The sequence below is a fragment of the Odoribacter sp. AF15-53 genome, assembly GCF_003479425.1.
Classification (GTDB): domain Bacteria; phylum Bacteroidota; class Bacteroidia; order Bacteroidales; family Marinifilaceae; genus Butyricimonas.
On record NZ_QUHC01000007.1, the window covers coordinates 68,702 to 86,017 of the forward strand.

Consider the following 17,316-nt stretch of genomic DNA (forward strand, 5'->3'; position numbering starts at 1 on the left):
AAATGAAGTATATGAAAAATAAAGTTATAATGGTTGTCGCGTTGTTCGTGTTTACCGTGGTGAACAGTGGCTGTGATAACTGGTTGGACGTGACGCCACAGGCGCAGGTGAATGCGGATAAGTTGTTTTCTCAACCCAAGGGTTTCGAGAATGCGTTGTACGGGATATATACATCCATGACCGACCCGGCTATATACGGGACTCACATGACTTTCGGGATGATGGACGTGCTGGCACAGTATTACAAGGTACACACGGATAGGTATCACGATTTGTACGAGGGGGCGAGGTATAATTATAATAATTCGGCCGTGCAGGACGTGATTCGCGGCATGTGGCTGAAATCATATAATAGTATCGCGAATTGTAACGTGTTGCTGGATTATCTGGGGGAGAAATCTCCTTCTTTTTTCGAGGGAGACAGGTATAAATACCTGTTGGCGGAGACCATTGCCATACGGGCTTATTTGCATTTTGATCTGTTAAGAGCCTTTGCCCCGTCGTGGAAAAAGGACAAGGATGCTTTGTGCTTGCCTTATGCTGATAATTTCACGGATAAGGTACACGGGCAACGTAAGACCAGCGAGATCGTGACCTTGATCTTGAGTGATCTGGATAGTGCCCGCAATATGTTGAAAAGTATTGATCCGGCTCGTGAGGAGGGATTCAAGGATATGTATAATCATTACGTGACCGAACTTGGCGAGGAATTCACTTCAGCTAGGGCATACCGGTTGAATTATTGGGCGATTACCGGTTTGATGGCCCGCGTGTATCATTACATGGGGGATGCTAGAGCTTATACTTATGCACGGGAGGTTATCCAGGCGCAAGAAGATGGATATTTTGTATTTACCGAGGAGAGTGCTTTAAGTGCCCCTTTGAAATCACGGGATGTTGTCATGCAGAATGAGATTTTATTTGCTTTAAACTTTCCGGGGGTTCATGATCTGTGGTATTCTTATGATGCCGGTAGTAGCCAGTTTGCAATTAATGATAAGGCATCAATCTATCCTTCTTCAGATGATTTTAGAAAAGAGTATTTGATTGTTTCCAATGATCGGGGGAATGAGGTTTCGGTGAAATATGCCGATGTGAAGTCCGAGAATGGAGGGAAAGTTCCGATGATTCGTTTGTCCGAGATGTATCTGATCGCGGCAGAAAGTGGTTTCAAGACGCATAAAACCGATGCGATTGAATGTTTGAAAACTTTGCGTGAGATACGTGGGATTGACGGGACGATTTCAGCGTCTATTTTGGAGGATGAATTCGTGAAAGAGTTGACGAAGGAGGCTCGCCGGGAGTTTTTGGGTGAAGGCCAGATGTTTTACTGGTACAAACGTCTGGGGCTTCCCGTGGATCAGGGAAATACGACCGTGACGCTTGATCCGGTGCAGTTTTGCCTGCCGTTACCCGCCACGGAGGTGGAATTCGGGGGACGAAAAGAAGATTATTTAAAAGGTTTGTAACGATTAAATGATTGAATTATGAAGATTTTATATGTAATGATTTTAGTCCTCTTTTTCGGGTTGTTTTCTTGCTCGGAAGCAGAGTTGAAAGGATATGCTTCGGACGATTATATCCAGTTTTATAAGTCCGCGGCGGATAGTACCGTTTTTTCGTTTGCTTATGACGAGACGTTGGAGTCGGGAGTGGTGAGTTTGAAACTGAATCTGATTTCTCCCGTGGTAGACCGGGAGCGAGCATACACGGTGAATTTTTTGGAAGCCGAGAGTTCTGCAAAAGTGGGTGTGGATTTTGAATTGCCAACGGGCGACCAGAAAGTGCTGGCAAATGATTCGATTGCCTGGTTTGAGGTGAACGTGAAACGAAATAAGAATTTGCAAAAGGCCGTGACGGCTGTTTTTGAGATTGGCGAGTCGGCTGATTTCAGGCCGGGTATGGTGAGTAACCGTAAGGCTCGTGTCGTGATCACGAATGAGTTAACACGTCCGGAGTGGTGGAATGAATGGCACGAACAGAACGGTTTGGGAAAATATTCGGATTTGAAATACCGGACTTTTATGCGGGAGATGAAAGTGCATGATTTAACCTTGATAGCGGACGGCGGTGAAATGGATTATTCAACGATGCGTGCCTACGTGTTGAAGTTTAAATACTGGTTACAGGACAACCCGACGCCTGACGAGGACGGGAGTACGATGAGTGTTGCGATGAGAGGCTAATGAATAAAGAACATGTTATGAAGAAAATAGGTATGTTTTTCATCACGGTAATCGTCGTGTTGGTTACCGGATGTTACGAGGATAAAGGAAATTATGATTATAAAGAGATGCCGAAAGTGTCGGTAGACGGGCTTGAAAGTAGTTATAACGTGTACGTGGGAGATCTTTTCGTGGTTAAGCCCGAGGTGGCTTGGGAAAATGGAGAACCGGAAAATCTTTCTTATGCATGGAGAGTGAATAATGTTGTCATTTCGGAGAAAAAAGATCTGGATTTTACAGTCGGTGGTATTCCCGTGAAGGCCGGGTTGTATGCCGAGTACACGATTAAAGATGAAGATACGGGCGTGGAGCATATTTTCCCGTTCCGGGTTTCTGTCTTCTCCACGTTTTATTCCGGTTGGATGTTACTGGCGGATAAGGGAAGTACATCCGAGTTGTCGTACGTGCGGGATGACGGGGAGTTATTCCCGGATGTCTATAAGCTGGTCAACGGGAATGATTTGTCGGGAGGGGCATACGCGCTTATGGAGCATTGGTTGCCTTGGTCGGAGGAGATTGGACAGATTTTCGTGGCTTGTCAGGACGGGGCCGATTATTCGGTGGAAATTGACGGGAATAGTTTTGAAAAAATGGTGGCGACGAAAGACGAGTTCGTGGGGGAACGCCCTGCAAACTTTAAGCCGATGAGCATGAAATGCGTGGCAAATTATGATTATTTGGTAAGTAACGGGAAATTGTACGTTCGATATATCGAATCTACTTATAACGCGCTTTATCAGGACGGTTTGTTTCCGAATTTCCCGTATCCGGGTGATTACGAATTGACAGGATGGGGAATGCGAGGTAATCTGGTGTTTAGTAACGATATTATCTATTTTGATAAAAAGTCTTCAAGTTATCTTTTGGCCCGGAATGGGGAGTTATCACGGTTTGATTACACGAATGATTCGGAAAAGGCGTTTAAACCTTCGGACATGGGGAAGACGGTTCTGGACGGGGGAGCGATCTCCACGGGAACACCTACTGACGAGTTTCTTACTATTTTGAAAGATAATAATGAGAACCGGGTGTATGTACAGAAGTTTAAGTTTTCGGGATGGGGAGCCAAAAAGTACACGTCCCAGTCGGAAGTGGAATTTCCAGATCCCTCGATTATCGGGGAGGAGACGAAGTTTGCCGTTTGTCAGAATCGTCCTTACGTGTACATCGCTTCGGGAAACGTGTTGTATGTCTACAATCACAAGGATAATAGCTTGAAACCTTTGCGTTCTGATTTTGGACGGAAGATATTGGATATAGCATGTTGTCCCACGAATTTTGAACGTCTTGGAGTCGTGCTGGTAAATGCCGGTGATGCTTCGAAAAGTGACTTCATGGAACTGGATGTTTCTGTTGTGGGAGGAGGAAAGACGGTCGAGGGAATGGAACATCTTGGCAAATTCGGGCCTGTCGTGGATATCGTTTACAAGGTCGGGAATCAGTGGGATGTACCCTATTAAAAAGGGCGTGTAAATTCGGGAGTTCTAAATTCAAGAGATTTGAAATAAAAAATGTAATAGGAGACCGTGTGTTGATCGGACGGGCGGTCTCCATTAAAATGTATGGTCAATGAAATTATTAATATACGTGTTGTTGCTTGGGAGCCTAGTGATGAATGCTTGTCGGCATGCTGAACCCGGAAGTTTCACGATTACCGGGGAAATGAAGGGATTGCCGGAAGGTATGGTGAAGTTATACACGAATCCTCCAAGTAATTTGTTATTGGATAGTTGCGAGATTAAAGACGGGAAATACTTTTTAAAAGGGAGCATTTCTCAGGCTCAATCCGGTTTGTTATTTTTTGATATGAAGCCGGAATACCAGACTTTGGGGGCTTCGATGGTTTCTATTTTTATAGAACCGCAGGACATGAAGGTGTACAGCGAATTGAAGAACGTGAAGAAAACGTTGAAGATCACGTCGGCACCGATTAACGAGGCGATCGGGATGTACAATGATTATTTAAATTCGTTACCGGAGAAGAAACAGGTGTCAGAACTGAACGGGAAGATTCAGGTTGCCTTTTCCGAAGCCCGGATGGATGAGGTTCGCGTGTTGAGCCGGGCAAGGGATTCTTTGCAGATGGTGTTGATAGATCGTTTGTTCGCGCATGATCCGCAAGCAACTAGAAGCCCTGCCGCGGCCTATCTGGTATCCCAGTTGGCGGCTTCCCTTGATGTGCAGCAACGAGGGGAAATTGTCGAGAAGTTTGATACGGCGTTGACCGATTCATATTATTTAAACGGGATGCAGGAAAGCGTGGAACGGGAGAGAGCGTTGCAACCGGGAAAGCCTTTTCCTGATTTTCGGGTGTTTGACAAGGAGGGTAAAGAGTATACTTTAGCTGATTTCCGGGGTAAGTACCTGTTCGTCGAGTTTAGTGCTTCTTGGTGTGGTTGGTGTAAAAAGGAGATTCCTTTTATCCGAAAAGCATATCACGCGCTAAAGGATAAAAATATAACCTTTGTTACCTTGATGATGGATGACAAGAAAGAGGCTTGGTTACACGAGATTGAGGCGTTTGATATCGAGTGGCTTAGTTTGTCGGATTTGAAGGGGATGAGAAATAGTCCGTTGACAAAAGCCTATAATTTAGGAGGGATTCCGGACTCGTTCGTGGTTGATTCGGAAGGGCGGATCGTATGTCGGGATTTGAGGGGAGACGAGGTATTGGAGAGGTTGTCTGCATTGTGTAATTAATTGAAATGAATCATGTATAAAATATTAATCGGTATATTTTTGTCCGTCTTGTGTTTACGAGCGGAGTGTCAGATGCGTTTTGAAGAGGGAAGTTTCACGAGTGTCTTGGAAAAGGCAAAACAAGAGAAGCGGATGGTATTCGTGGATTGTTATACCAGTTGGTGCGGGCCGTGTAAACTGATGTTGCAGGATGTATTTAGCCGGGAAGATGTCGGGCAATTTATGAATGCGCGTTTCGTGAATTTAAAATTGGATATGGAGAAAGGTGAGGGGCCGGAATTGGCACGGAAGTATCAGGTTAAAGTTTATCCGACTTTCTTGATATTAAACGAGAACGGGGAGGTGATTCACCGGATGGTAGGGGGAATGAAAGTGGAGGATTTTTTGCAAAACGTGCAGGATGGCACGGGGGAATATTCTTTGTATTCTTATGAAAAGAGATACGCTGGTGGGGAACGTGATTCGCGGTTCGTGTATAAATACATTGAGACGCTTTCCAAAGCTTTTATGAAAGAACGGATGGAGCAGGTATTACACGAGTACTGGGCGACATTGGCAAATCAGGAAAAGAGTAATCGGGAAAATTGGTCGCTGGTGAAACGCTTCGTACGTGACCCGTTGTTGCCGGAGTACGAGTATCTTTTAGAGCATAAAGGGGATTTCGAAGCTGTTGTCGGGAAAGAGAACGTGGATCGCAAAATATATGATGATCTCTATCCCTTGATAGCCAATAATTGTAACGAGATAATTTTTAACGAGAAAGCGGATGCTTCTCAACTTTTAGCGTCATATAAAAGATGGATTACAATATCGAATATTGAACGCGGGGATTATTTGTCGGATATCGTGGATTTCACGGAAGCTTTCTTGGCGGATGATTTGAAGAAAGCGTTGAAGATGTATGATAAGAAATTTGCTCTATTGGATAATGATGCTCGTTTTAGTGCTACCTTGCAGTTGAATTGCATGTTGCTTCGTAAAGGGGATGCCCGAACGTGTAAGCGTGGTTTGGATTCGATATTGAAAACAATGAAGGCTTGCGGGTGGTCGGAGGAAAACCCGATGTTTGCTTCAGTGATTTCCGGATTGAAAGATAAATTAAAAGATAAAAAATGATGAATAGGTTATTGATTTTATTGGCAGGATGTTTATTCTGTTTTTCTTGCGCATCCCGGACGGATGGTTTTAAGGTGAAAATGCATTTGGGGAATGCTCCGGATTGCGAGGTGTTCGTGAGTGAAAGAGTTCCGAACCCAACCCGGTGGTACGTGGACACGTTGGAGTTGAAGGACGGAGAATTGGTTTATACCGGTAAGGTGGATTACCCGCGTCTGGTGTCGTTCGTTTTGAAAAAGGGAGAAGATGATTTCATGGGATCTTTCAGTATATTTTTGGATAATAGCGAGGTCGACATTCGGGGTGATTTTAATGATTTGAAGAATTTGACAATTAGCGGGAGTAAGGCGAATGACGAGTTTGTCGCTATCGAGAAAAACGGCCAGAAAGTGATGAAAGAGTATGGAAGAATCGGTTATGAACGTAGTCAGGCTTTCAAAGATAACCGGGCTTTGTATGATTCTTTGACAGTACCTTATCAACAGGCTTACGATAAAGTCGTGGAGTATCTTCTTGCACTTCCGGGGTATGCTCGTAGTGAGGTGGCTCCTTATTTTGTTTCCGAATATATACATGCTGATAATATCCCTTTGATGGAAAAAGCCTTGAGCGCGTTTGATGCCTCGCTGGCTGATAATGCATATCTTGCGAGTTGTCGGGAGAAATTGGAAAAGGAGAAAAGGGTACAACCCGGCACTCCTGCTTATGATTTCACGCTGGAGGATATCGAGGGAAACGTGTATAAATTATCTGATTTCCGGGGAAAATACGTGTTGTTGGAATTTAGTGCCTCTTGGTGTGGTTGGTGCAAGTTGGAAATCCCTTTTCTTGAAACCGTGTATAATAACACGAAGGGGAAGGATTTCGTGATGTTCACGATTAATTTGGATGACGAGCGTGGCAAATGGGAGCAAGACGTGAAACAGCATAATTTGCCCTGGAAGGTGATATCGGATTTGAGAGCGTTTGAAAGTCCTGTTGCTAGAAATTATAATGTAAGCGGTATTCCTATGATTTATTTGATTGATCCCGACGGGAAGATTAAAGAGAAAGGATTGCGCCGGGAAGAGATGATAGCGTATATTAACGGGTTGTTTGATTGATGCGGTGCTTTTCACCTTCTAAGGAAATCCTCTTGTAATTTCATGATAATCCCCTTTTTCAATGCTTTTTTCATGTACGATCTTTTTTTGCTATTTTCGGGATAAAGGAAAGATACTGTTGAAGGCTTGTGAGAGGGGGATTATTATTTCAGATTTAGAGAGGGATACGGGGACGATTTTTGTTTTTCTGTACAAGATTAGTATTTTAGCGAACGTTTTTGTACCTTTGTCGTAGAAGTGGAATGAAATGAAGGCTTTTTTAAAATATGGCGTGTTGCTGCTTTTGGCGGTTATCTACTTGGCTCAGCGAGTGGATGCACCCCGACATACGTTGAAAGTGATCGGGTTGGAACGTGTCGTGTCTAACGAGAAAGAAGCCTTGGAGCAGTTGGCGATGCTGACGGCTCAGAACGGAAACGCTTTGCCCGTGAACACGGTGCATGATGGGGTGAATGTACATCCCAATTTCCGTTACTTGCCTAGAAATAGCTTCTTGGCCCAAGTCGAGGAGCATAATAAAGTAATTCAACCTTATTTCAAGTACGTAGAGAATTATTATCGAGACTCTTTCGCGTCAAGGCAGGATGTGGGATATTATGTCTTTGCCTTGCGTGAAATTATTGTATGATTCCGGTTTGTTTATGGGAAAACTTTGCCTGTTAGTTGACAGGGCAAAGCGGTGTTTCACGTGCTGATGTATCGGGACTGGAACACGAGCATGTTGAATGCTTGAATAAATAAATCATTTTTAATCATATAATAATAAAAAAGTCATGAGTGAGAATAAATTTGAATATATTGACGATGCGATCTTGAATGTAGATACAGATAAAATTGAGAAAAAGAAAAAGTCTCCGGTGAAACCGGTGGCGTTGTTAATCCTTGGAGCCGCTATTCTTTGGTACGGGGCGAATTATATAAACACGGCACAGAGCGACACGCTTTCTTCCGTGGTTATTATGATCGGTTTAGGTATTGCTGCATGGGGAATTGTGGCCTTCTTGGTGAAGAAAGAACGTTACGTGTACAAACCGACAGGCAAATCGTTGAAGAAACATAAAGTATACGTTGCAGCCAATCAATCTTCACAATTGTACCAGATCGTGGAACAGAATAAATTTGATGATTTGCAATCATTGACCCGTTCCGGCCAGTCTAACTTGAGTTTGGAGGTATTCTGTAGCGAGGACGAGCAATACGCGTTGTTGCAAGTGATGGAGTTTGTTCCTTATAACGACGTGCCGATGACTCCCGTGAAAATATGCGAGGGAACTCACGCGAAGCAAGTGGCTTATTTTCTAAAATAGACATACTAAAAAACGAGTTTTATGGCCGGGGGATATTTCTTCCGGCCATATTGTTTTTTAGTATTTGGTAGGTTCGGGTATAATAGGGATGCTGAGTTAATGTTTACAACTTGTTTGAATATTTCGAAGGAATAGTTATTTTTGTAGCATTATGGGTGCTATAATACAGTCGGATAAAGAATTTGAGGCGTTTTTTCGAGAGAATTTTTCTGCCGTGTATGCTTTTATGAAACGCTACACGCAAGATGACGAATTGGCTGCAGATTTGGCACAGGAAACATTTATTCGGGTTTTTGAAAGACGAGAAGAGATTGTATCTGTTGATTACGGTAAAGCTTTTTTGTACACGGTAGCACGGCATTTGTATTGGAATCATTGCAAGCATCAGCGAGCAATGGAGAACTATTTTGCTCAATTGGACGAGAACGATACGGATGATTATGATTTTTTGCAGGAAGTTACCCGACAGGAGACGATTCGTATTTTGTATACCGCTATAGATCAATTGCCCCCCCAGAGTCGTCGAGTGATTTTGTTGAATTTGGAAGGAAAGAATAATAACGAGGTCGCCGGGGAACTGAAGATATCCGTGAACACGGTGAAGTTTTTGAAAAAGTCTGCTTACGAGACGTTAAGAGGTTTATTATCCAAGAATTACTTCTTTGTTTTGATGTTTCTTTTGGGGGAGTAAATGTTAAAAACACTTTTTCTTTGATTTTTTTTTGCGATTTGACCTACCCACTTTTCATTTGAAGTAATCTCTATGATAAAAATAACAAATGAAATGATATGGATTTGTTAAAACATCGATTGGAAATAGCCCGGATGATTGCGGAAGAGTTGACCGAAACGATTGATGAAAAGGATCGGATCGAGTTGGCACGATGGTTGGAAGAAGATGTTCGACACCGGGTAGAATACGAGAAGATCCGTGAATCTTTGGGTGTGGAAAATGATGCGTGGAAGGAACAGGAGAAGGGAAGACTATTGATTGATACTCGTTGGAGAATGGTGAAATCCCGTACTATAAGGAAGAAAAAACGGTGGATGACGTGGAGCAGATATGCCGCGGCTATTTTAGTTCCTTTGTGTATCGGAGTTATTTGGTTCATGAATAAGGATGAAGGGCGTGAGGTGAAAACTGTTGTTGTCGCGGAAATCGAACATGGAAGTGCGAAAGCCCGACTTGAACTTGCTGATGGGAGAAAAGTGAATTTGGATCAAGAGACTTGTTTGCAATTGGAAGAGGTTGACGGGACTAAGATTTTAACCACGGATAATATGGTGAAATATGCCGGACGAGATTCTTTGGCAGCATGTTCTATGGAGATGAAATATAACACGTTGATTGTCCCTCGGGGGGGAGAATTTGCGTTGGAATTAATGGATGGGACTCGCGTGTGGTTGAATGCAGAATCAAAATTACGTTACCCGGTCAATTTTGTCGGTAACGAGCGGAGGGTTGAAATGGCAGGTGAGGTTTATTTTGAAGTGGCGAAGAATGAGGAAAAACCTTTTATCGTGACGGTGAACGGCGTGGATATTTGCGTGCTGGGAACAAGTTTTAATGTATCGGCTTATCAAGAGCGTGTGATTACAACTTTGGTTGAGGGACGAGTGCGATTGACCCGGGGAAATGAACACGTGGTTTTGGCTCCTAACGAGCAGGCTGTATGGTCTGGTGATGGTTTTGACGTGAGACAAGTGGATGCTCGTAATTATGTTTTATGGAAGGAGGGTATATTTTATTTCGAGGATGTTGATTTGGAGACTATTCTGGACGATATGTCTCGTTGGTATAACGTGAATATTTTTTACGTGAACCCGGCATTGAAAGTCAAGAAATTTTCGGTCGAGATTAAACGTTACGAGAATATTAATGAGATATTAAGAAGAATAGAACAAACAAAACGTGTGAAATTTGAAATAAAGGATAGGACTATAAACGTGTACGAATAAAAAAAGACAGATAACACCCCCATGCTATCTGCCTGAATACATTCAATATTTAATTCAATGTAAAACTCAAGAACAAAGTTATGAAAAAAAAATGTAACTCGAGTGGTCTTATGCGAATAAGGCTGCGAAAAATGTTATTAATTATGAAATTTTTGTGTCTTTTCGTCTTGCTTTCGGTTTCTGTGTCTGCGGCAAGTTATTCGCAAAATGCGAGATTTTCCCTTTCGTTGGAGAATGTCGCTTTGACAGATATCTTTTCGACGATACGAAAAAGTAGTGAATTCACGTTTATCTATAATATGGATGATGTGAGAAATATCCGGGTGAAATCACTTCATGTTCAAAAAGCTACCGTTCAGGAAATTCTGGATGAGGTGCTTCGGAATACCGGGTTTGTTTACCAGATTGAAGATCACGTGATCGTGATTCAACCACAGGACACGAAGGAGAAAAAGAATTCCGTGACCGTGCAAGGATGGGTGCGTGATAAGCAAAAAGTGCCACTTCCGGGCGTGACGGTGAGAATGGTGGGCGTGAGTCTCGGTACGGCAACGAATGCCAGGGGATGGTTTTCTATTGATTTGCCCGTGTTGAAAGGGAAGTTGGAATTTTCTTTCGTGGGATACAAGAAGCAGCAAGTCGAATTCTCTGAAAAGACGGATACTTTACAGATCGTGTTGGAGGAGGATTTGCAGCAGGTGGAAGAGGTCGTTGTGACAGGGATTTTCAACAAGCCGAAGGAGAGTTTCACGGGGGCGGTAACTTCCGTAACAAAAGAGGATTTGAAGGTAAATTTTTCACGAAATTTAATTCAGACATTGGCCAATATTGATGCTAGTTTATTGATCGTTCAGAATAACGAAATGGGGTCGGATCCGAATACACTACCCGAGATTCAATTGCGTGGGGCATCCACGATGTTGGATATTTCTGACTTGGAGAATCAGAAAAAACGTCCGGAATATAATCAACCGTTGTTTATCATGGATGGTTTCGAGGTAGATTTGGAGCGAGTGATGGATTTAAATCAAAATGATATAGAGAGTATTACTATATTGAAAGATGCGAGTGCTACTTCTTTGTATGGATCTCGTGGAGCTAATGGTGTAATTATTATTACAACGACTTTAGCGAGTGCCGGGGCTTTAACCGTGTCCTACGAAGGACGTTTGAATCTTCAAATTCCGGATTTTAGCACGTATGATAACCTGATGACAGCTGCAGAGAAATTTGAAGTGGAGAAATTATATGGCGTGTGGGATAATTTGAGTTCGAATTTACCGAATGGACAAAAGTATGAAGATGCTTATAAAGAGATAGAAGCGGCTATTGCTGATGGGTTAAATTACAATTGGCTGAAAGTACCAACGCGTACAGGTGTTGGGCAGAATCACGCTTTGCGTTTTATGGGTAGTCAAGAAAGTTGGAATTATGCGTTGAGTTTGTCGTACGATGATACCAAAGGTTCAATGAAAGAATCTGATCGTAAAAATTTCAATGGGATGATGCAATTGGGATGGCGTAATGATAAGTGGAACGTGCGACAGAGTCTTTCCGTTGGTATCAACAAGAGTCAGGATTCTCCTTATGGCCAATTTTCCTATTATGTACAGATGAATCGATATTGGGAGCCGTATGATGAGAACGGGAAGCCGGTGGACAGTTTTTATCATCCTACGAGTAATTATGCTATTGATAATCCGTTATATGATCATGCCGTTGGGGTGTGGAATAAAACGAAATATACAAACTTGCGTAGTAATACGATGGTTGACTTTATTATCACTCCACATTTGAAAGCAACGGCAACATTAGGATTAAATCGTAAGAGTAAAACTGCTGATTCTTTTATTCCACCAGAACATACGAGATTTCAGTACGTGACGGATATTGAGAAAAAGGGATCTTTTGCCCGTGGTGAGAGTGAAGAGACTATGTGGCAGGGACGTTTTGCATTGAATTATAATGATATTTTTCGGGAAAAGCATATGGTAACATTGGGAGCTAGTGCAGAATTAAGCGAGACAACCACGGATGACATCCAGTGGAGTGCGGTTGGGTATATTTCTTCTAATGTAAGTCATCCGGGAATGTCGATGTCCTATCCGAGTACGGGTGGAACTAGTGGAAGTGAAAGTACTGTACGTAGAGCATCCTTGATCGCTACCGCCAACTATTATTACGATCAACGTTATTTTATGGATTTATCTATTAATTATAATGGAGCTTCCTCTTTTGGTAAAAATAACCGATTCCAATATTTCTATTCTCTAGGGGCAGGATGGGTCGTTAGTAATGAGACGTTTGTGAAAGAACATTTGCCTTTTCTTGATGAGATGCGTCTCCGTTATTCTTTTGGGGTAACGGGAAATATGTTTGTTTCACCAGAAAAATCTTTGGAAGTTTTCGACAGAAATTCATCTTATACTTATTTGGGTGGTATCGCTTGGAGTTTGAATCAGTTTGCAAATCCGGAGTTGGAACAACAGAATACCTATCAACATAATGCCGGTTTGGATTTGAAATTATTCAATAGTCGTATAACGGTTTCATTAAATTATTACAATTATTTAACCAATAATACCTTGACAGATATGAATTTACCAATCTCTCATGGTTTTGAGCGTATTATAGGAAATGTCGGGAAGATTCGAAATGAGGGATTGGATGGAAATATAAACGTGGGGTTATATCGTGATACAGAGAAAAAGGTAAACTGGACATTGAATGCGTCTTTCTCCAAACGGAAAAATACAGTGGTGAAATTGTCTGAAGGTTTCAAAGAACGGATTAGTATGCATAACAGATCAATGTCAACGAATACTGATTTTATAAAATATCAAGAAGGACGTTCCTTGGATGCTATTTATGGTTTGCGTACGGTGGGAGTTGATCCCACGTCAGGACAACGTGTTTTTTTGAAAAAGGATGGAGTCACCACTACTTTAGATCAGAATGCAGATGATCTGGTTTATTTGGGAGATCATCAACCGAAGTTGAACGGAACTTTTAGTACTTCATTTTATTATGGTGGTTTTAACTTTACCATCGGATTTGGGGTGAGATGGGGAGGAAAAGCTATAAACCAGACGGAAATGTCCAAGGGGGAGAATGCGGGATTAACGTATAATCTGGATCGTCGAATGACGAAGTATAGTTGGAAACAGGTTGGTGATCAAGCTCGTTATAAAAATAAATACGGTGATTATGGAAAGTTAAGCACATATACATGTGACGCTTTTGTACATAAGGATAATGTTTTTAGTTGTAATAATATCAATCTTACCTATATGTTCTCGCAGGATTGGTTTAAAAGAGCTACGGGATTACAAAGTTTGTCGATCTCGGCTTATTTGTCGGATATCTTCTATTTTTCAACTATAGAACGGGAAAGAGGAACCAGTTATCCATTCTCCATTAATCCTAATTTTTCAATTTCATGTACATTTTAAAAAACAACGTTATGATGAAAAAGTTTATGTATACAATGGGTCTGGGAGTAACGATGATGATGAGTGCCTGCACGGATTGGTTAACCGTGCAACCGGAAACTTCCATGACAGCGGAGACGTTATTTCAAACGGACAATGGGGTAAAATATGGATTAAATGGTGCATATTTACTTGCGAGCCAGACTGTTTATGGGCCTTCCGGATATTTCGGGGGAAACAGTATTGTTGAGAATATGGCTAACACGTATCTTTATGCTATAAATACGGATGGTTATAATTGGGCCAATCATACTTATGAACAAACGGATTCCCAAAAGACGGTAAATGGATATACTTTTCAATATCCGTATAAAATTATCGCTAATTTGAATTCTTTGCTAAAAGAAATGGCTCCTAATCGAGATGAGATAACTCCGGAAGTATATAGCATGGTACGTGGCGAAGCTTTCGCATTACGTGCTTGTTGTCATTTCGATTTGTTACGAACGTATGGTCCAGTTCCTTCGAAAGTGGAGGCGGGGAAAAAGTATTTGCCTTATGTACGGGTAAATGATGCAGGAAATTATGAATATCATACTTTTGACCAATTTATGGAATACGTGCAGGCGGATTTGGATAGTGCCGAGTTTTTATTGGAGAAGTATGATCCTGTTTTAACGACAAATATTTCTTATACAGAATCTTCGTATTCTACGTGGTCTTACCGTAAGAGCCGCATGAATTATTATGGCGTGTTGGGATTGCAAGCTCGTGTGGCATTGTGGCTTGGAGATAAAGAAGAAGCATTGCGTTATGCTCAATTGGTTAAGGAAGCTAAGGATTCACAAGAGTCGTGGGCTCAATTACAATTCAAATTAACAACTCCAAGTGATGATGTGAATAGTTTTTATACTACCGATTTGTCGCATTATTCAGAGCATATTTGTGGTGTGAAATGTGAGACATTTGATTTTAGTAGTTCGGCGTGGGCTAGAGCGACCTTGTCGAATGAGCCAGATTTTGGAAAAGTGTTATATGGTGAAAATTATAAGGATGATTTACGTTACCAACATTTTTGGAGAACTGGATCTGGAACATGGTATGCACCGGATGGAAGTATTTTGCCTGAATATAATGTGCAGAGCATCACGATTAATAAATATAGCCAGTTTTTAGCAAATTCAACAAACAGTTGTAAGGATAACTTCCCGATCATGCGTCTTCCTGAAATTTATTTCATTATCATGGAGTGTGGTACGTTGGAGGAAGCCAATACCCTTTATCAAGAATATTGTGCTGCTCGTAATATAGAGTATGTTGCATTAACGGAGAGTGATCGTCAAGAACGCATTATATTGGAAAGTATTCGGGAGTATGTGGGTGAAGGACAAAACTTCTTCACATATAAACGAAATAACGTGAAACGTATGATTGGTGCTGTAACAGATTGTTCTGATAATCAATATATCGTGCCTATTCCGGAAGCAGAGTATTTAGATGTAAAATAGTAAAATTATGAAGAATATAATAATAATGATATGTTGTGCATGTTTCTTGTTGGGAGCATGTGATAAAGCGGAAGTTCCTTCTATTTATGCCGGACCGAATGGAATTAATTTCTATTATGACCAAGAGGGGCCTTATGATGCCGATCCTTACCCTAATTCAAATAAGGAGGGATCTTTGTCATCTTCCCAACCGACAGATACTCTGTGGTTCAAGATTTTGGTGATGGGGAATGTAAGTGATAAAGAACGAAAGTTTTCGTTAAAACAGAGTGAGCTTTCAGCTTCGGATAGTCTCCATTATTATACGGGATTGACTCCTCAAGTGGAAGTGGCCGTACCCGGTGTAAATTATGTGGCTTTTGATGATCCTCGGATGGAGCAATATTACGTGATTCCTCCTCATACGTCGGAGTTATTGGTTCCGGTGATTTTGTTGCGGGATCCGAATGCCGTGTTCGTTTCCTTCAGTATAAAGTATAGATTACATTTTGAGATAGTTCCGAATGATGAGGTGAAAATTTTGGATTCAAGATTTTATAGAGGAACTGCTAAATTTACACAGTGGAATTGGTAATATAAGTTTTGGAAGCGTAAAACTACGCTTCCAAACATTATTGTTTATTTTCTATCTATGATATCCTTATTCACATAAACTGAATTAATACGAGATGCTTTAATAAGGTGTGGAGCGAACAAGTAAGAAATACCATGTTAAAGGTCTGTTTGAAGAATTTTGTGAATGTGGTGATTCCGAATTTATAAAGAGGTTTGTAAAATCTATAAGGTTTATAAAGTTCATAAAGTTGGGCTGGTAAGGTCGATTTATGGACTTTAAGGAGATGTATTGTATATTATTTAATTAAAAATGAAGAAATGAAAAAGTTTGTATTGTTATTTTTCTGTATGTTTTTAATGGTACGCTTGTTTGCACAGACGAATTTTCGAGAGTTGAATCTGGCGAAAGCTTTGGAGAGTGCAAATAGCGAGGGAAAGATGGTGTTGGTGGATTGTTACACTTCGTGGTGCGGACCATGTAAGATAATGGCTTCAAAAATATTGCCGCAGAAAGAAGTGGGAGATTTCTTGAACGAGCGGTTTGTGTGTGTGAAGTATGACATGGAGAAAGGGGAAGGGCCTGAAATAGCGAAAAAGTATGGCGTGGAGGCTTATCCGACATTTTTGTTATTGAGGGCCGACGGGACCTTGATACAACCGCTTGTTGGAATGACTTCAACGGGAGAAGAGTTTGTTTACAAGGTGAAACTTGCGTTAGGAGATATCTCGACGGTGAAGATGGATTCGTTGTACGCTAGCGGGAATCGGATGACCCGTTTTGTGCTGTCGTATTTGAAGGCTTTGCAGGCGACAAAGCAATTCGATAAAGCTCGGACTGTTTCGAACGAGCTGGTGAAGTCTTTGAATGATAGTCAGAAGGCGTATGTTACTTATTGGTTTATTTATGAGGATATTAATATTTCGCCAATCGGTTCGGAAAACATGGAGTATTTGTTAGAACATGTGGATAATTTCCGAAAAGGCGTGGGCGTGGAGCCCGTGAATGCGAAATTGGCAGCATTATTTGAAACACGGTTGGAGGATATTCTTCGTGGGCGAAACAAAAATGCCTCGTTGACAGAAGTGGAGAAGATTGGGCAACAATTGGAAGCGTGTAACTTACCGGGAAGGGAAGATTTGTCGGATTACGTGGTTTTGGCGAAAGCCATGATCACGAAGGATGCCGGGCAGGCATTGCCCGTGTGCAAGAAATTGTTTATCCCGATGTCTGACGAGAAGTTGGCTTATTTGTATTTTCACCCGATACTGACGTTGAAGGGGAAATGGAGCGATGCTCATAAGAAGGAGTTGGACAAGATGTCAAAAGAATTGTCCAAACGGGTAAAGAATGTGGTGTTGAAGGATGGTCTACTGAACTTCGCTAATGCGATGATTCCGAATTTGTAGAGATT

At 41.6% G+C, this 17,316-nt stretch carries 14 protein-coding genes; all 14 read left to right on the forward strand.

The window, feature by feature from the left end; translation table 11 throughout:
- The first annotated feature begins 11 nt into the window (after positions 1-11).
- The 14 genes from DWW52_RS14490 (at position 12) to DWW52_RS14555 (ending at position 17,311) form a co-directional block, all read left to right on the forward strand.
- Positions 12-1,469, forward strand: coding sequence for a RagB/SusD family nutrient uptake outer membrane protein (locus DWW52_RS14490; RefSeq protein ID WP_158582608.1), 1,458 nt, complete (start codon positions 12-14; stop codon positions 1,467-1,469).
- An 18-nt stretch (positions 1,470-1,487) separates the two neighbouring features.
- Positions 1,488-2,186 (forward strand): DUF4843 domain-containing protein, encoded by a 699-nt coding sequence (locus DWW52_RS14495; RefSeq protein WP_118716225.1) that lies wholly within the window; start codon positions 1,488-1,490, stop codon positions 2,184-2,186.
- A gap of 17 nt (positions 2,187-2,203) precedes the next feature.
- Positions 2,204-3,685 carry a PKD-like family lipoprotein gene (locus DWW52_RS14500; protein ID WP_158582609.1) on the forward strand — a complete coding sequence of 494 codons (1,482 nt, stop codon included), beginning with the start codon at positions 2,204-2,206 and terminating at the stop codon, positions 3,683-3,685.
- 109 nt (positions 3,686-3,794) lie between these two features.
- The gene (locus DWW52_RS14505; RefSeq protein WP_118716227.1) at positions 3,795-4,925 is read left to right on the forward strand and encodes a TlpA disulfide reductase family protein; all 1,131 of its coding nucleotides are present in this window, start codon (positions 3,795-3,797) and stop codon (positions 4,923-4,925) included.
- A gap of 12 nt (positions 4,926-4,937) precedes the next feature.
- The gene (locus DWW52_RS14510) at positions 4,938-6,041 is read left to right on the forward strand and encodes a thioredoxin family protein (RefSeq protein ID WP_118716228.1); all 1,104 of its coding nucleotides are present in this window, start codon (positions 4,938-4,940) and stop codon (positions 6,039-6,041) included.
- Complete coding sequence (locus DWW52_RS14515; RefSeq protein ID WP_118716229.1) at positions 6,038-7,144, forward strand: TlpA disulfide reductase family protein; 1,107 nt, start codon at positions 6,038-6,040, stop codon at positions 7,142-7,144. The genes DWW52_RS14510 and DWW52_RS14515 overlap by 4 nt, the downstream gene beginning before the upstream one ends.
- 247 nt (positions 7,145-7,391) lie before the next feature.
- Complete coding sequence (locus DWW52_RS14520; protein ID WP_118716230.1) at positions 7,392-7,772, forward strand: hypothetical protein; 381 nt, start codon at positions 7,392-7,394, stop codon at positions 7,770-7,772.
- Positions 7,773-7,917: 145 nt separating this feature from the next.
- Positions 7,918-8,451 carry a hypothetical protein gene (locus tag DWW52_RS14525; RefSeq protein ID WP_118716231.1) on the forward strand — a complete coding sequence of 178 codons (534 nt, stop codon included), beginning with the start codon at positions 7,918-7,920 and terminating at the stop codon, positions 8,449-8,451.
- 151 nt (positions 8,452-8,602) lie between these two features.
- A complete protein-coding gene (locus DWW52_RS14530; RefSeq protein WP_118716232.1) occupies positions 8,603-9,142 on the forward strand; it encodes an RNA polymerase sigma factor in 540 nt (179 codons plus the stop codon).
- Positions 9,143-9,240: 98 nt separating this feature from the next.
- The gene (locus DWW52_RS14535) at positions 9,241-10,410 is read left to right on the forward strand and encodes a FecR family protein (RefSeq protein ID WP_118716233.1); all 1,170 of its coding nucleotides are present in this window, start codon (positions 9,241-9,243) and stop codon (positions 10,408-10,410) included.
- A 143-nt stretch (positions 10,411-10,553) separates the two neighbouring features.
- Positions 10,554-13,862, forward strand: coding sequence for a SusC/RagA family TonB-linked outer membrane protein (locus DWW52_RS14540; protein ID WP_158582610.1), 3,309 nt, complete (start codon positions 10,554-10,556; stop codon positions 13,860-13,862).
- A gap of 11 nt (positions 13,863-13,873) precedes the next feature.
- Entirely contained in the window at positions 13,874-15,349 is a 1,476-nt protein-coding gene (locus tag DWW52_RS14545; protein WP_158582611.1) for a RagB/SusD family nutrient uptake outer membrane protein, read from the forward strand.
- A gap of 7 nt (positions 15,350-15,356) precedes the next feature.
- A complete protein-coding gene (locus DWW52_RS14550) occupies positions 15,357-15,923 on the forward strand; it encodes a hypothetical protein (RefSeq protein ID WP_118716236.1) in 567 nt (188 codons plus the stop codon).
- A gap of 299 nt (positions 15,924-16,222) precedes the next feature.
- Entirely contained in the window at positions 16,223-17,311 is a 1,089-nt protein-coding gene (locus DWW52_RS14555; protein WP_233556930.1) for a thioredoxin family protein, read from the forward strand.
- Positions 17,312-17,316: the final 5 nt, after the last annotated feature.

Coding starts and splice junctions, on each gene's coding strand:
- DWW52_RS14490 (WP_158582608.1), top strand. CDS start 12: ATGAAAAATAAAGTTATAATGGTTGTCGCGTTGTTCGTGTTTACCGTG.
- DWW52_RS14495 (WP_118716225.1), top strand. CDS start 1,488: ATGAAGATTTTATATGTAATGATTTTAGTCCTCTTTTTCGGGTTGTTT.
- DWW52_RS14500 (WP_158582609.1), top strand. CDS start 2,204: ATGAAGAAAATAGGTATGTTTTTCATCACGGTAATCGTCGTGTTGGTT.
- DWW52_RS14505 (WP_118716227.1), top strand. CDS start 3,795: ATGAAATTATTAATATACGTGTTGTTGCTTGGGAGCCTAGTGATGAAT.
- DWW52_RS14510 (WP_118716228.1), top strand. CDS start 4,938: ATGTATAAAATATTAATCGGTATATTTTTGTCCGTCTTGTGTTTACGA.
- DWW52_RS14515 (WP_118716229.1), top strand. CDS start 6,038: ATGATGAATAGGTTATTGATTTTATTGGCAGGATGTTTATTCTGTTTT.
- DWW52_RS14520 (WP_118716230.1), top strand. CDS start 7,392: ATGAAGGCTTTTTTAAAATATGGCGTGTTGCTGCTTTTGGCGGTTATC.
- DWW52_RS14525 (WP_118716231.1), top strand. CDS start 7,918: ATGAGTGAGAATAAATTTGAATATATTGACGATGCGATCTTGAATGTA.
- DWW52_RS14530 (WP_118716232.1), top strand. CDS start 8,603: ATGGGTGCTATAATACAGTCGGATAAAGAATTTGAGGCGTTTTTTCGA.
- DWW52_RS14535 (WP_118716233.1), top strand. CDS start 9,241: ATGGATTTGTTAAAACATCGATTGGAAATAGCCCGGATGATTGCGGAA.
- DWW52_RS14540 (WP_158582610.1), top strand. CDS start 10,554: ATGAAATTTTTGTGTCTTTTCGTCTTGCTTTCGGTTTCTGTGTCTGCG.
- DWW52_RS14545 (WP_158582611.1), top strand. CDS start 13,874: ATGATGAAAAAGTTTATGTATACAATGGGTCTGGGAGTAACGATGATG.
- DWW52_RS14550 (WP_118716236.1), top strand. CDS start 15,357: ATGAAGAATATAATAATAATGATATGTTGTGCATGTTTCTTGTTGGGA.
- DWW52_RS14555 (WP_233556930.1), top strand. CDS start 16,223: ATGAAAAAGTTTGTATTGTTATTTTTCTGTATGTTTTTAATGGTACGC.